We start from the raw sequence: 15,432 nt of genomic DNA, 5'->3' as shown, positions 1-15,432 counted from the left end.
TTGTTTATCAAAGTTTTTTAAAATTAAATGATGATATTTGGTGATAAAAAATAATAAAGAGAATGTAAAATTAAATTTTAGTGCTTCTCACAAGGTAGTTATTTACCAATAGTCAGCATTATATTACTTCTTAACCTATTTATTAAGCCATTATATTTTCAATCTGATTAATTACTTATGAAAAACAATTCACCTTAAATTCAAAAACATGAAAAACAAATACTTATTAATGGTTCTGATTACAATTTCAATGTTCTTTAGTCAAAACCTAGCATTCTCACAAATCAATAATTCTTATCGACAACCGACATTAAGTGCTGTAAATAACAAACAAATTTTATTAAAAAAAATTGACTTAAATAATACCACAACTACTACAAAAATTAATTCAAGTATTTATGTAAGTTATCGTTCTGGTAATATTAAAAAGTTTTGGTCAAATATTGCCCTAGCTTCAACAGGTATTGTAATAGGTTCACAGCTAAACTATTCAAATACCAAAGAAGGTTCTAGTACCGCAAAAACATCTTCTTTAATTCCATTTGGTTTAACTTTAGCAACGTTACCAAACATTTGGAAAAATAGACCTCGTGCTATACCTGATGCCAATTTTATCATACAACACCGCGATTCAGATGGAAAAGTATTAAAAACATGGAGTCAGCCCGTTACCAAAGCAGCAAAAAACGATGCTGAACTATTGAATATAACAGTGGATGAGCCTCTTAAAAAAGGTACTTTAGATATTTATATTAGAAATAACAGTAAAAATGATTTATATTACTGGGGTTCTGAAACTGATTTGAAAATTAAAAAAAATAGTGATATATTATTTGAAGCTCCACCGCTTGAATTAAAGTTAAATAAACCGTCTGAAACATACTTTCGTGATGACAATAAGATGGGATTTAATCCTTTGAAGAGAGATTATTTAGACAGTGATTTTGGAAATACACCAATTGATAGTCTCCCTAGTTCAAAACCAATTATAGGTTGTCCTATAGGATATTTTCCTAACGGTTTTGGAAAATGTTGTACTCGCAACGGAGATTGTATTAATAATAAAACTAATACTCCTCCAAAAAAAGAAAAAGAAATATTATCTGAATCTGCACGTTCTACACAGGTTTATGATCAATGTGAAATTGTTGAAAACTGTTTTAATTGGAGAGAAAGAGATTGTTATAGTGATGGTACTTGCTCAAGCTGGATATATTATTCAGATTGTTCAACCACGGCTCATTGTCCAAATAGTAGTGGAGGTGGGACTAGTGGAGGTACTGTAACCAATCCTGCTGGCTTTAAAGTTATGACTCAAAAAATTAACCGGCCTGAAAGAAGATTTGAAGTATATAATGACAAGTGTGCTGGACTACGGGCTATGTGGGAATATAGTTATCGAAATAATGATCCTGTTTTAACTAAAGAAATGGGAGCTATATTAACAACAACTGGTAAGATTATAATCTTACCGAGTTATGATAATTATGCTACAAGTGTAGCATTAAAAACTCCATATCTGGATGATCAAGGAAGACCAATAGTTGTATTATTTGATGACAACGGTAAAAAGAAAATTCAAATTAACATTTTTTTATCTAATGGAGCAATTGGTGATTACGAAGTTTATGAAGTTGATGCTTTTATTCACACACACCCTTACACTCCTCCAACAACCCTTAATTTTGACGAAGCAAGTAATGCCGATCAAAGAATACCTGAAGTATTTCCTAACATTAAACTCATGATCTTAACTCAAAGTAAGTTGTATGAATATAATGCTACCCAAAAATACATAGATGGCGTAAATGATAACCTACATAATTGTCCTTAACATGAAAAAAAGCTTATTATTATTCATCCTTTTTTTATCAATTTCAATCAGTAGCAAAGCACAATGTGAGCTAATGAAAGTGGAAATTAAAGATACTACCGTCATGAAAGCCCTTAAAGAATACATAGGGCTAGGATACAAGTATTCTAAACTACCAGGTGATAAAGGCATTGTTTTATTACAAATTAGTCAAGGATTACAAAATACAGGAAATGATAGGCGTGAAACGGGAACACAACTCTGTGTATCTATCACTTGGGATAATCATTATAAAGAGTTTCAAAGCCCTTATACAAATTATACTATTATTGATGATGAAATTATTTTAATCGAGTATGAAGGACAAAGAGGTATTATTAAACCATCTAAAGAATGTTCAAAATGTATTGATAAAATTGTTGGTAATAAAGTAAAACAATTCCCTGCTAAAGAAGAGTATTGGACAACATTACCCCTTTCTAATAAAAGAGTAAAAATGAGTAAGGAACGTAAAATAGAAACTTACATGGATGGTTGTTATTATATTGATTTGAAAGGGAATTACATCTTCAGACAAGGTATTTAATTTTATAATGTTATTATTTCCATTCGATGATATATTGTATCATTGAATGGAAATTTGTTTTTCTTTAAACCCTTGATAACAACGTTATTCTGTGAAAAAGCGCCTATTACTATCCATCATTTTTTTATCCCTTTCAATCAATAGCAAAGCTCAGTGTGAACTAATGAAAGTGGAAATTAAAGACACTACTGTCAAGAAAGCACTAAAAGAATATATTGGTCTGGGCTATAAGTACAATAAGCTACCAGGGGATAAAGGTATTGTTTTATTACACATTAGTAGAGGAATGGAATATATGGGAAATGATATATATGAAAAGAGAACAACTCTAAGTGTATGTATCACTTGGGATAATCATTATAAAGAGTACAAAACGCCCTACACCAATTATACAATTATTGATGATGAGATTGTTTTGATTGAGTATGAAGGGCAAGGGGGCATAATAACATCTTCTGAAGAATGTTCAAAGTGTATAGATAAAATTGTTGGTAATAAAGTAAAACAATTCCCTCCTATTGAAGAATACTGGACGACATTACCTCTTTCAAATAAAAGAGTAAAGATGAGAAAAGATCGTAAAGCCGAAATTTATATGGATGGCTTTTATTTTATTGATTCTAATGGAAAATACACCTTTGGGTATGGTATTTAGTGTTTAAATTTTTGAGTCATAGCTTTAAAAGCTATGACTCAAAAAAAACTACAAAAACATTTCCTGCAAAGCCTTCCACAAGGCTTTTTTCTTTTCTACATCATGCTGCAATTCACTCAATGCATGAGAAAACAAAAAACGAATATTTTTGATTTCTTTGGTTTGATATGGATTGAGTGGAATTTCAAGCTTTATCTTTTGCAGAGCTACCCCAAAAGTAATAAAATGACTAATAAGGTTTTGCGAGAAAGCAGTTCTGGCATTCATCTGGCTCAAATCTGCCAAGCGAACTAAATCTATCTGATTAAGATTGAGCTTTACAGCTGTCAAGATTTTAGCCAATAACGCTTGGTCTGCTTCGCTATATTCATCTACCAAAATAACTATTCTGTGATTAGGCACAAAATGCAAAACTTTTACTTCGTTCACTGTGGCAGTAGCTTTTACTACCGTTTTTTCCTCGATGGGTCTTGCAATTGGGCTGTTTTCAACAGTTATTTCTTCTTTTTGCAAACTTTGTTCAGGAATTACATACAATTGTTCTCCTGCAAAAAGTTGTTGGAAAAGGATGGTATTATTCTCTGGCATTATCTCTTACAATTAACATTTCAGTAAAAACTTTCCTACAAATTTCAAACAATCTTCTGGTTCTTCAATCATCCCCATGTGTCCGACTTCATCAAGAATAGAAGATGAGAAAAATTTCGGTATCATAATCTGTGCTTTAGCGTCTTCTGGAGCAACGCTTTTATCCCTTTCACCGATAATAAACATTACAGGACAACGCAACGACTTCAACACGTGCTTGCGGTCGGGGCGGTCGCGCATGGCTTCCATTCCGGCAATCAATGCTTCAACAGGCAAAGACGAAGACGCATCTATGTGTTTTTGAATGATTTCAGGATATTTTTTGGCAAAAGCTTCTGCATATAAATTAGGCGTCGAAACTTTGATAAAAGCTTCCGCACCATGCGTTTTTATGAACTCCACATTTTTATTTCTAGCCGCCTTTTTCTCGTCTGAATCTGCAAAGGCTGTAGAATGAAAAAGTCCAAGACCTAATACTTTGTCAGGATATTTTTCGGCAAATGCCAAAGCAATATACCCTCCCATTGAGTGCCCAATGATTACACATTTTTCAAAACCGCTTTCGCTAACTTTTTTTTCCACAAAATCAGCGTAATCATCAATCGTCTTTAGATTACTCAATCGTGCATATTCTGGAACAATTATATAAAAATCCTTTTGTAAAAAAGGTACATAACCGCTCCAAATGGTAGCATCCTCACCATAACCATGTAATAATACAACTGCTTTTTTCATAATATTGATATCAGAAGTCAAGTATAAACACTTGCTTCATTTTATTTAATGATAGTTTTTGGAGCTATTTTCCCTCCAAACTTTAATACGAACCCAAGCAAACACACAATCAAACTTCCAAAAAATAAAACACTTAAATACTGATTATAATATACAATAGCAACCATACATACCAAAGACAACACCAAGGCAATAATAGGAAAATATGGATAAAAAGGAGCAATAAATGGTCGGTCTAGCTGAGGTTCTTTTTTCCGTAAAGCTAACAAACTCAGCATACTCATGGCATACATTACCACAGCCCCCAAGCCCGACATAATAATGATTTTATTGGTCGTGCCCGTAAAAATAGCAATTGCTCCTACTACACCGCCCGCTATCAATGCCCAATGAGGCGTTTGATACTTTTTGTTAACAACCGATAAAAATTTAGGCAAATAACCCGCCCGAGCCAACGCAAAGATTTGTCGAGAATAACTAATCGTATTACAATGAAACGAAGCAATCAAGCCAAATAGTCCTAAACTAGCAAACACTTTTGAAAGGCTATTGCTTTTTCCTAAGGCCATCGATAGTGTTTCGGGCAAAGGATAGTCAATATTACTCAATGTTCGCCAGTCACCAACGCCTCCGCTCAGAATCATTACGCCCAAAGCCAATATTACCAAAGTAATGATACTAGAAATATAGGCTTTTGGAATAGTAGTACGGGGTTCTTTTACCTCCTCTGCTACCATGGCTACGCCTTCAATCGCTACAAAAAACCATATTGCAAAAGGTATACCAGCAAAAACACTATCGACCGTGATAGTAGGCGGATTGTTGGCAATAAAGTTTTCTGTTTTGTAAAAAGGAAAGATAACCGCTATAAAAATGATTAATTCTAAAACCGACAAAATGGTAACAAACAATGAAAACCGAGCAGATTCTTTGATACCGAAAAGATTTATAGTAATAAATATCACATACATACCTATTGCCGTAGGCACTACAGGAATAGCTGGATGTAGGAAATTGACATAACTTCCAAGGGCATAAGCAATCGCTGGTGGTGCTAATAAAAAATCTACTAATGTGGCAAAACCTGCAATAAAACCGCCTACTTGACCAAACGCTCTGTTAGCGTAATCAAAAGCTCCTCCAGCATGAGGAATGGAGGTTGTAAGCTCGGTATAGGAGAAAATAAAGGTAACGTACATTATCGTTACTAACAGCGTTGCTATTAAAAAGCCAATGGTGCCAGAGGAAGCCCAGCCGTAATTCCAGCCAAAATATTCTCCTGAAATGACAAGTCCTACTGCAATTGCCCACAATTGGGTAGTATTAATAACTTTTTTAAGGGTTGGTTGATGGTCGTCGGCTGTCGGTTGTCGGCTGTCTATTGTCTGCATAAGTTTATAGGATTAATAAGGATTAAAATGCTGATGAATTGGTAATACTATATATTTTAAATTAAGACGAAACCCACAAACGCTACTAAAACCCATTCCAAAAACCTAGATACTAAAAAAATGATGCCGAAATTCCACAGCTAAGCGCCATTTTCAAAATGGCTAATTAAACAAATATACAAAAGGCTCAGAGAATCTCTGAGCCTTTTGTATTAAATTCTAAATTGAAAATTATAGCACCTAAGCTGTTACTTTCAACATACTCACCAATTTATCTACTACATAATCAATCTCTTCTATTGTATTATACTTTGAAAACGAGAATCTAACTGATGGTCTTTCAGCCGAAACATTCAAGGCTGTTAATACGTGTGAGCCAATATCTGAGCCACTCGTACAGGCACTTCCGCCCGATGCGGAGATTTTGTTGATGTCTAAATTGAACAAAAACATATCTGCTTCTTCAGATGGTGGGAAACTTACATTTAGTACCGTGTAAAGACTTCTATCTAAATTATCAGAATCACCATTGAATTCAATATCATCTAATTCACTGCTTAATCTAGCAATCATTCTAGCTTTTAGCGTTTCAATATGCTTTCTGTGTTCGTCCATGCCTGCATAAGCAATTTCTAATGCTTTAGCCAATCCTACGATACCATATACATTTTCCGTTCCTCCACGCATATTTCTTTCTTGTGAACCGCCATGAATAAAGGGAGTTATTTTGCTCTTGGCATTGATGTACAAAAAACCAACGCCTTTAGGACCATGAAATTTATGCGCTGCACCTACCATGAAATCAATTTTCATTTGTTGCAAATCATGGCGATAATGTCCCATTGTTTGTACGGTATCTGAATGGAAAATGGCACCGTAGTCTTCGCACAATTGCCCAACCACTGTTAAATCTAACAAGTTACCGATTTCATTATTCCCATGCATCAACGAAACTAATGTCTTCGGATTATCGCGTAGTAATTCCTCTAAATGCTTTAAATCTACATGACCTTTAGCATCCAACTCAACATAGCTTAGTTTGATTTTCCCTTTTTTAGCCATGTATTCCAATGTATGAAGTACGGCATGGTGTTCAAGAGGCGAAGTAATGGCATGTGTGATGCCGAAATCTTCAATAGAACGGACGATAGCAGTGTTGTCTGCCTCTGTTCCACCAGAGGTAAAAAAGATTTCCGCAGGCGAGGTATTTAATAAACCTGCAATCGTTTTTCTGGCACGCTCAATGGTATTACGCACTTCACGTCCGTGAGTATGGATAGAAGATGGATTTCCAAAATTAGATTCCATCATGGGTAACATCGCTTCGATTACTGCTTTGTCCATTGGGGTTGTGGCAGCATTATCTAAATAAATTCTATTCATTTGCTTGATAAAGTCTATTACTTCTGTCTATTTAATTGGATTTCTTATAAATGCAGAATGTCAGCCCACAGGGTCTGACATTCTGTAAAAATCACTTTATTCATTTTCTAAAATTCATACTGATAGCCAACTGCTATTTGTCGTAAACTCTTATTAGTTGATTCTCTGTATTCAATCTTTACAGCTCTTTTCCAGCTAAGCCCAGCACCCAAAATACCATTACCTCCATATCTTCCAATCCAAGACATCCCTCCACTGAAAAATGGTCTAAAACTCTTATGACCAAATGACTTCCCAAATAATAAACTTACGTTATACACCTTAATAGCATCATCAGGTTGAGGATAATAGTAAATACTAAAATCACTAGTTTCCTTGATCCTATTATAAGTTCCCTCTATTTGCAAATAAATATTATTAAAACTACGAGGAAAACTCATCCTTACAGATAGTCCAGTAAACCAATTCTTTGGATTATCAACATTTAAATAATGCCCTCCAATAACACCCACAGCAAACCTAGTCTTATCGTTTTTATTTAAGCTTGCATTTATTGTTGGTGCTACCTCACTATCCTTGCATTTTGAATATGATAAACATAGTTTTGAAATGTCTTTTTTATCATACGGGAAATCGTCATTAATATTAATTTTATTACAATCTGCAAACAACGCCCTTAATTGACCGATGTATCCCTTTTTAGTTGTAAGAAACATTCTATCATTTTCATAATGATAATCTTCTGAATAAAATAATTCTTGAAAAGTATTATCTTTCTCGATGAATAAATGACTTTTTTCTTTTGGATCAACAAATTCAAAAAGTATTATCTTAGTAGTTTTCAAGAAAACCCTTAAAAAATAATCACCTCTAAAAAATGCTGCAACAATTTCGCTATTGGCTTCTTTTGGTGTATCATGATCAATTTTAACATCAATCTTTTTAGAGATATAAACTTCATCATGCACAAAAAACTCTTCTGCACTTTGAGCATTTATTAGTTCAACGGTGCTATTTAAGCTAGCTTTAAATTCTATTGTGTGGGGAGTCCTTAACCAACTCTCATACTTAATAAAACCTTCATTTTTTTTCCCATCTTTAATGTAATAGCCTACTTCAAAATTTTGGGAATAAATTGGTGAAAATCCTATTATTAAGGAAAACAATAAAACTATATTTTTCATTCAATTAGGTGCTTTATTTAATAACTAGTTTAAGTGTAAAGTAGCATATTTTATTTCCCAGACACAATCTCCTTAATATCACTCATCAATTTCTTAGCTAAGTTATCAGCTTTGGTGATTGAATCTGATTCAGAATATATCCTAATAATAGGTTCAGTATTTGATTTTCTGAGGTGAACCCACTCCTTATCAAATTCAATTTTCACTCCATCAATCGCATTGATTGGGTTTTTAGCATACTTTTTCTGAATAGCTTCCAACACTCCATCTACATCAATATCTGGTGTAAGTTCAATTTTATTTTTTGAAATATAGTATTCAGGATAGCCTTTTCTCATTACTGAGATTCGCTTGCCTGATTTAGCTAAATGTGTCAAAAACAATGCAATACCCACCAATGCATCACGACCATAGTGTAATGCTGGATAGATAATACCGCCATTCCCTTCGCCACCAATGACAGCCTTAGCAGATTTCATCAAGGTAACTACATTTACTTCTCCAACGGCCGAAGCATAATATTTTCCGCCAGCCTTCTCTGTTACATCCCGTAAAGCACGTGTCGAAGAAAGGTTTGATACCGAGTTTCCTTTATGGTTTTGTAAAATATAATCTGCCACTGCTACTAAAGTATATTCTTCTCCAAATGGAGAACCGTCTTCGCACATAAAGCACAGTCTGTCTACATCTGGGTCAACTACTATTCCTAAATCAAACTTACCTTTTTCAATAGCCTTCGTAATATCGGTTAAGTTTTCAGGTAGTGGTTCTGGATTATGTGCAAAATGCCCCGTAGGCTCACAGTGCAATTTTGTAATTTGTGTTACCCCTAATGCTTCAAGCAACATCGGTACAGCTATTCCTCCCGATGAGTTTACAGCATCAACAATTACTTTAAAGTTCTTATTTTTGATAGCTTCAACATCTACTAATGGTAAAGCCAAAATCAAATCAATATGCTTTTGAAGCCAAGTATCATCTTGGGTATAGCTTCCTAATTTCTTGACATCAACAAAATCAAAATCTTCATTTTCAGCAATCAGCAGCATTTCTTCTCCATCATTGCCAGAAATAAATTCACCTTCAGCATTCAATAACTTTAGGGCATTCCATTGAATAGGGTTATGGCTTGCCGTTAAAATAATACCTCCTGCGGCATTTTCGGCAGGTACGGCCATTTCAACGGTTGGTGTTGTAGAAAGTCCTAAATCAAGTACACTTAATCCTAAACTTTGAAGTGTACCTACCACTAATTTAGAAACCATGTCTCCAGAAAGACGAGCATCACGTCCAAGCACAATCTTAAGGGTCTCAGGTTTTCTTCTTTTTAACCAAGTGCCGAAAGCTGCTGTAAATTTAACAACGTCTAAAGGTGTTAAGGATTCTCCTGCTTTTCCACCGATAGTTCCTCTAATGCCTGATATTGATTTGATTAGTGTCAATTGCTTAATAAAATTTTTAAAAATCGTTTAATTATCAAAAACTAAAGTTAATATAAAAATGCTTGTCTGCTATGATAAACCTAAATTGTATCTATTTAATTGTGCATAAATTTATCTGGCGGTATTATTTATGTTTCTTTAAGGGTATTTTGGTACGTGTACGAAATGATATTAACATAAAAGCCTTCAAACTAAATAGCTTGAAGGCTTTTTGTTAACCGACATGGATTCGAACCATGAATGACGGTACCAAAAACCGTAGTGTTACCATTACACCATCGGTCAATCACATTTGAATTGTGGTGCAAAATTAGTCGTATAATTCGGCTTTGTCAAGTCATTTTTTCAAAAAATAAAAAAATGACACACTAAAATTTTATAAGTTATTGACTAATTGACTTTTATATTTCAAAAAAAACATCATCTCTACCTTACTATTTGTGGTAAAAGCGGGATATTTTAAACAGCTACGCCACTAGTTTCAACAGTTGGAGCAATCTTTTTTACTAATCCTTGTAATACTTTACCTGGACCACACTCTACAAAAACCGTTGCGCCATCTTCAACCATATTACGAACTGATTGTGTCCAACGAACAGCACCAGTCAACTGCGAAATAAGGTTTGATTTAATCGTTTCAACATCCGTTGAAGGCTGAGCATTTACATTTTGATAAATTGGGCAAGCAGGTTGTGCAAAAGGTGTCGCCTCAATGGCAGCAGCTAATTCTTCACGAGCAGACTCCATCAATGGAGAGTGAAATGCACCACCTACTGGCAACAATAAAACACGCTTTGCTCCTGCTTCTTTTAGTTTTTCACCAGCTTGAGCAACGCCCTCGTTAGAACCCGAAATTACTACCTGACCTGGGCAGTTATAGTTAGCAGCCACTACTACTTCATCCGTAATAGAAGCACAAATTTCTTCAATTACTTCATCTGATAAGTTTAATACCGCCGCCATTGTTGAAGGATTGTTTTCACAGGCTTTTTGCATGGCTAACGCACGTGCAGAGACCAATTTCAAGCCATCTTCAAAACTCAATGCTCCTGTCGCTACCAATGCCGAGAACTCTCCTAATGAGTGCCCCGCTACCATATCTGGTTTAAAATCTGCTGTTTCTTTGGCTAAAATAACTGAATGCAAGAAAATAGCAGGTTGAGTAACTTTGGTTTGTTTAAGCTCCTCATCTGTACCTTCAAACATAATATCTGTAATACGAAAACCTAAAATTTCGTTTGCTTGCTCGAATAATGCCTTGGCTGATGCTGAATTATCGTAAAGGTCTTTACCCATGCCCTTGAATTGAGAGCCTTGACCCGGGAAAACGTATGCTTTCATTTTAATAATTAAATGAATGTGAGTAAAATAAGTAAAAGAGTATAGTATTTCTATTGCTCTTGTGCTAAAGTCCGCAAAATTAACTATTCAATTTAACTATTTACTATCCGTTCAGAGAAATCTTTCTCTTAACTCAGGCGTTGGCATTCGGCAAGAATCTGATTTTCCAAAAATTTTATAGCGATTCTTGGCTATCAAATCATAAAAAAAATCAAGAATTACACTCGGTAATACGCTAAAAAGGGACAAATACTTCCAAAAACCACATAAATCTTTGGCAATTTCTAATGCTGCTTTTGATTTGGTGAATATTCTATTATTTTTCAATAAAATTACCGAATCAAAATCTGTCGTATTTCTCTGGTACTTTTTCAAAATAGCATTCCCAAATTCAGATTGCAACGAAACAAATTTGAAATGTTTGTTTGGGTCATGGTCAATCACAAAATTGATTGAAGCATTACAAAAATTACAAACACCATCAAATAATACCACTTGTTGCCCATCAGCTATTGTATCTATATTTTCCATTTAAATGAATTATTAATCTCTGATTATCCTCTTATTACCTAAACAAAAATATCAGTATAAAAGTCTTAACAATACAAAGAATATCTATTTGCTTTTAAATTAAAGCTAACCTTAATCTTATAAAACATGAGTACAACCATCATCATTACTGTATGTTCGTTATTATTAATTGCCTATGCATTTGATTTAACTGCGTCTCGGACAAAAATTCCATCTGTTATATTACTGCTATTATTGGGCTGGTTAGTGAAACAAGTTACTACTTTCACTAATGTCCGCGTACCCAATTTAACTGCTATTCTACCCGTGTTGGGCACAATCGGATTAATATTGATTGTGCTAGAAGGAGCCTTGGAACTTGAATTGGACAAATCCAAAATTCCGATTATCAAAAAATCCTTTATTGTGGGTTTCTTCCCGATGGTAATTTTAGCATTTTTGATGGCAGCCACTTTCCAATACTTTGGTGGAGGCTCTTTCAAAAACAATCTGACCAATGTTATTCCTCTATGTGTGGTAAGTAGTGCCATTGCGATACCAAGTGTGAAAAACCTAAAAGCTACGGACAAAGAATTTATCATTTACGAAAGTAGTTTATCAGATATCATTGGGGTGCTTTTTTTCAACTTTATGGCTCTCAACGCCACTATTAATGTCGCTTCCTTTACAGAGTTTGCCTTTGAACTCTTGATTATTATTATCGTATCGTTTGTTTCTACGGCCACTTTGTCCTTTTTATTAAGCAAGATTGAACATCCTATCAAATTTGGGCCAATCATTTTGTTAGTAATTCTGATTTATGCCATCGCCAAACTGTATCATTTACCTAGCTTGGTTTTTATTCTTCTTTTAGGACTTTTCTTAGGAAACCTCGATAAACTAAAACAGTTTCATTGGATTCAACGATTAAAGCCCGATCAATTAGAAGTAGAAGTTAATAAATTTCATGAACTGGTAGGCGAAGCTACCTTCTTAATCAGGGCTTTGTTTTTTCTTTTATTTGGGTACCTTATAGAATCTGCCGAAATATTAAATACTGATACCCTCAGTTGGGCTTTAGGAATCGTCTTTATGATTTTCCTGATTCGTGCTATACAATTAAAATTATCTAAATTAAACCTCCGTCCACTACTTTTTGTAGCACCCAGAGGGCTGATTACAATTTTACTCTTTTTGGCGATAGAGCCTAATCAGCATATTCCGTTAATGAATAAATCATTAATTATTCAAGTAATTGTATTAACTGCATTGGTGATGATGTTTGGATTGATGAATACCAGCAGAAATGAACAAAAGCATTAAGAATAGGTGTTAGCAAGGTAATTATTCAAATAACTATTCATTAAAAAGTGATCCTAACATATTTACGCAAAATTATGCTACTAATTATCCTTGTTTTTGCCTTTCTCGGAATGGGCTTGTATGTCTTTATGCAACAAAAAGTTTTTGGCAAAGACCCCTCTGGCGCTCGCCTAGCTCGTATCGAAAAATCACCTAATTATTCAAATGGCTCTTTCCAAAACCTATCGCTTACTGAAGTAATGCCAAAGGATGCTTCTTATTGGGGATTGCTTAACGATTTTTTGAATAAGCCTAAAACAGTTGAACCAGACAATGTCCTTCCCTCGATCAAAACTGATTTAAAAACATTAGCTTCTGAGCAACCAACCATCGTTTGGTTTGGACACTCTTCCTATTTAATCAAATCTAAAAAAACAACGGTTTTGGTTGACCCTGTATTTAGTGGCTCGGCTTCTCCTGTTTCTTTTTTTGGGAAAGCATTCAAAGGTGCTGATGTATACAATGTAGAAGATTTTCCTGATATCGATATGCTAGTGCTTTCGCATGACCATTACGACCACTTGGATTATGTGACTATCAGTAAATTAATCCCCAAAGTAAAGAAATTCTATACCGCTTTAGGTGTAGGCGCACATTTAGAAGAATGGGGAGTATGCCCTGAAAACATTGTTGAGTTCGATTGGTGGGAGGGTAAAAAGATTAACGATGATTTAGAGATTACGTCAACGCCTGCAAGACACTTTTCGGGACGAGGTTTTACACGTGGCAAAACCCTTTGGTCTTCTTTTGTTTTGAAAATTGATGGCTACAGCATTTTTATTGGCGGAGATTCTGGTTATGATCATCACTTCAAAACCATTGGAGAGAAATTTGGCCCATTCGATATTGCCTTATTAGAGAACGGTCAGTATGGTAAAGATTGGCCACTGATACATACTTCGCCAGAGGAAACGGCCAAAGTAGCCGCAGAATTGAATACCAAAGTATTGATGCCAGTACACTGGGCAAAATTTGCCTTAGGTTATCACGCTTGGGACGAGCCTATCAATCGCTTGGTAAAAAGCTTGGAGCATTCTGATATTAAACTCACAACCCCTCTTATTGGCGAACCTGTTGTCCTAGACAGCATATATCCCCATAAAGTGTGGTGGAATTTTAAAAAACCATAGTCCTATAAGTACGTGCATATTTTATATTTAGCATGAGTATATTTGAACAGTAAAAACTTAAAGAAATACGTGGTTCAGCCAATATATCATGTCTAAAATAGTGTAAAATCATCTTTTTGAAGCGATACAATTTTATGACAGGGATAATCAATGACTTGCTGATTTTTTGTTGTATTAACTTCGTTGGTTTATTTAGATACTATTTGTAAAAACAGTGATAAAACAAAGAAAAAATAGCTATCAAAGAATGATTGATGAAAGTTTTTTAGCGGGTGTAAAAAATTACTTTAAAATCTAAATATTACTCAAAATTAACTTAAACTATGAAAAGAAGAGATTTCACAAAAAACATCATTGCTGGCACAGGCTTGGCGACGTTGCCAACTTTGGCAAAATCGGCTGAAAAAGCAAATGTAGCTAGTCCTCAACCTGTATTTAAATTAAAATATGCTCCGCACTTTGGTATGTTCCAAAATTCGGCAGGCAAAGATGAAATTGACCAATTGAAGTTTATGCACGAGATGGGATTTCGTGCTTTGGAAGATAATGGAATGATGGGCAGAACCCCAGAATTGCAAAAGAAAATAGGCGATACTATGGCTAAGTTGGATATGGCTATGGGCGTTTTTGTGATTGATGGTGGCGACAATTGGAAAACATCTTTAACCACAGGCAAACAAGAATTTAAGGATGTTTTTTTGAATACTTGTAAAAAGGCAGTTGAAGTAGCCAAACGCTGTAATGCAAAATATATGACGATTGTGCCAGGCTATTTTGAACGCAACTTACCGATAGGAGTACAAACTGGGAATGTAATTGATGCTTTTAGAAGAGGTGCTGAGATTTTTGAGCCACATGGCTTGGTAATGGTAATGGAACCGCTTTCTGATAATGCTGATTTATTCCTTCGTAATTCTGACCAATCTTATATGATTTGCAAGGCTGTGAATAGCCCGTCGTGTAAAATCTTATTCGATATGTGGCACATGCAACGCAACGAAGGACGCATGACACAACACATGGATTGGGTTTGGGATGAGATTGCTTATTTCCAGATTGGTGATGAACCGGGTAGAAAAGAACCTACTACGGGCGAAGTAAACTATAAGTTTTTGTTCAAACACATTAACGAAAAGGCTAAAGCAACCAATAGAGGTGAGTTCATTTTAGGAATGGAACATGGCAATTCTATCGGTGGAAAAGAAGGCGAAATGAAGTTGATTGAAGCATATCGTGCTTCTGATTTGGCTTAAATATGTCCCCTTATTATTAGCGGGCGACTTAAGTCGCCCGCTAATAATAAGGTTGAAGA

General features: G+C 34.8%; 14 protein-coding genes and 1 tRNA gene. 6 read left to right on the top strand and 9 right to left on the bottom strand.

All coding sequences use genetic code 11. From position 1 onward, the window contains the following. Positions 1-208 precede the first annotated feature (208 nt). The 3 genes from AC07XN_RS17865 to AC07XN_RS17855 all read left to right on the top strand — a co-directional run bounded on the left by AC07XN_RS17865 (position 209) and on the right by AC07XN_RS17855 (position 3,054). Positions 209-1,834: a hypothetical protein gene (locus AC07XN_RS17865; protein ID WP_494744044.1), complete on the top strand. Its 1,626-nt coding sequence runs from the start codon at positions 209-211 to the stop codon at positions 1,832-1,834. A 1-nt stretch (position 1,835) separates the two neighbouring features. Beyond that, a complete protein-coding gene (locus tag AC07XN_RS17860; RefSeq protein WP_494744043.1) occupies positions 1,836-2,399 on the top strand; it encodes a hypothetical protein in 564 nt (187 codons plus the stop codon). 91 nt (positions 2,400-2,490) lie between these two features. Then, positions 2,491-3,054: a hypothetical protein gene (locus tag AC07XN_RS17855; protein ID WP_494744042.1), complete on the top strand. Its 564-nt coding sequence runs from the start codon at positions 2,491-2,493 to the stop codon at positions 3,052-3,054. A 48-nt stretch (positions 3,055-3,102) separates the two neighbouring features. Here AC07XN_RS17855 and AC07XN_RS17850 read toward each other — a convergent pair whose 3' ends face one another. The 9 genes from AC07XN_RS17850 to AC07XN_RS17810 all read right to left on the bottom strand — a co-directional run bounded on the left by AC07XN_RS17850 (position 3,103) and on the right by AC07XN_RS17810 (position 11,649). Continuing rightward, positions 3,103-3,642: a DNA polymerase III subunit psi gene (locus AC07XN_RS17850; protein ID WP_494744041.1), complete on the bottom strand. Its 540-nt coding sequence runs from the start codon at positions 3,640-3,642 to the stop codon at positions 3,103-3,105. Between the two features lie 12 nt (positions 3,643-3,654). After that, positions 3,655-4,377: an alpha/beta fold hydrolase gene (locus tag AC07XN_RS17845; protein ID WP_309913965.1), complete on the bottom strand. Its 723-nt coding sequence runs from the start codon at positions 4,375-4,377 to the stop codon at positions 3,655-3,657. 41 nt (positions 4,378-4,418) lie between these two features. After that, positions 4,419-5,768, bottom strand: coding sequence for an ethanolamine permease (gene eat / locus AC07XN_RS17840; RefSeq protein ID WP_494744040.1), 1,350 nt, complete (start codon positions 5,766-5,768; stop codon positions 4,419-4,421). 240 nt (positions 5,769-6,008) lie between these two features. Beyond that, positions 6,009-7,151: a cysteine desulfurase family protein gene (locus AC07XN_RS17835; RefSeq protein ID WP_309913959.1), complete on the bottom strand. Its 1,143-nt coding sequence runs from the start codon at positions 7,149-7,151 to the stop codon at positions 6,009-6,011. A gap of 107 nt (positions 7,152-7,258) precedes the next feature. Then, positions 7,259-8,335 (bottom strand): hypothetical protein, encoded by a 1,077-nt coding sequence (locus AC07XN_RS17830; protein ID WP_494744039.1) that lies wholly within the window; start codon positions 8,333-8,335, stop codon positions 7,259-7,261. A 50-nt stretch (positions 8,336-8,385) separates the two neighbouring features. After that, on the bottom strand, positions 8,386-9,777 hold the full coding sequence (glmM, locus tag AC07XN_RS17825) for a phosphoglucosamine mutase (protein ID WP_494744038.1): 1,392 nt from the start codon (positions 9,775-9,777) through the stop codon (positions 8,386-8,388). Positions 9,778-9,991: 214 nt separating this feature from the next. Further along, positions 9,992-10,062, bottom strand: a tRNA-Gln gene (locus AC07XN_RS17820). Positions 10,063-10,236: 174 nt separating this feature from the next. Next, positions 10,237-11,118 carry an ACP S-malonyltransferase gene (fabD, locus tag AC07XN_RS17815; protein WP_309913953.1) on the bottom strand — a complete coding sequence of 294 codons (882 nt, stop codon included), beginning with the start codon at positions 11,116-11,118 and terminating at the stop codon, positions 10,237-10,239. Positions 11,119-11,229: 111 nt separating this feature from the next. Then, positions 11,230-11,649, bottom strand: coding sequence for a thiol-disulfide oxidoreductase DCC family protein (locus AC07XN_RS17810; protein WP_494744037.1), 420 nt, complete (start codon positions 11,647-11,649; stop codon positions 11,230-11,232). A gap of 126 nt (positions 11,650-11,775) precedes the next feature. Here AC07XN_RS17810 and AC07XN_RS17805 point away from each other — a divergent pair, with 126 nt between their 5' ends. The 3 genes from AC07XN_RS17805 to AC07XN_RS17795 all read left to right on the top strand — a co-directional run bounded on the left by AC07XN_RS17805 (position 11,776) and on the right by AC07XN_RS17795 (position 15,373). Next, positions 11,776-12,951, top strand: coding sequence for a cation:proton antiporter (locus AC07XN_RS17805; RefSeq protein ID WP_309913946.1), 1,176 nt, complete (start codon positions 11,776-11,778; stop codon positions 12,949-12,951). Between the two features lie 74 nt (positions 12,952-13,025). Beyond that, on the top strand, positions 13,026-14,120 hold the full coding sequence (locus AC07XN_RS17800) for an MBL fold metallo-hydrolase (protein WP_494744036.1): 1,095 nt from the start codon (positions 13,026-13,028) through the stop codon (positions 14,118-14,120). Positions 14,121-14,443: 323 nt separating this feature from the next. Beyond that, positions 14,444-15,373 (top strand): hydroxypyruvate isomerase family protein, encoded by a 930-nt coding sequence (locus tag AC07XN_RS17795; RefSeq protein WP_309913941.1) that lies wholly within the window; start codon positions 14,444-14,446, stop codon positions 15,371-15,373. Positions 15,374-15,432: the final 59 nt, after the last annotated feature.

The organism is Arcicella sp. GW458-12-2-14-TSB2 (genome assembly GCF_059423785.1).
The sequence above is the reverse complement of the archived record's forward strand: the minus strand, read 5'-3'. Positions and strand labels throughout refer to the sequence as shown.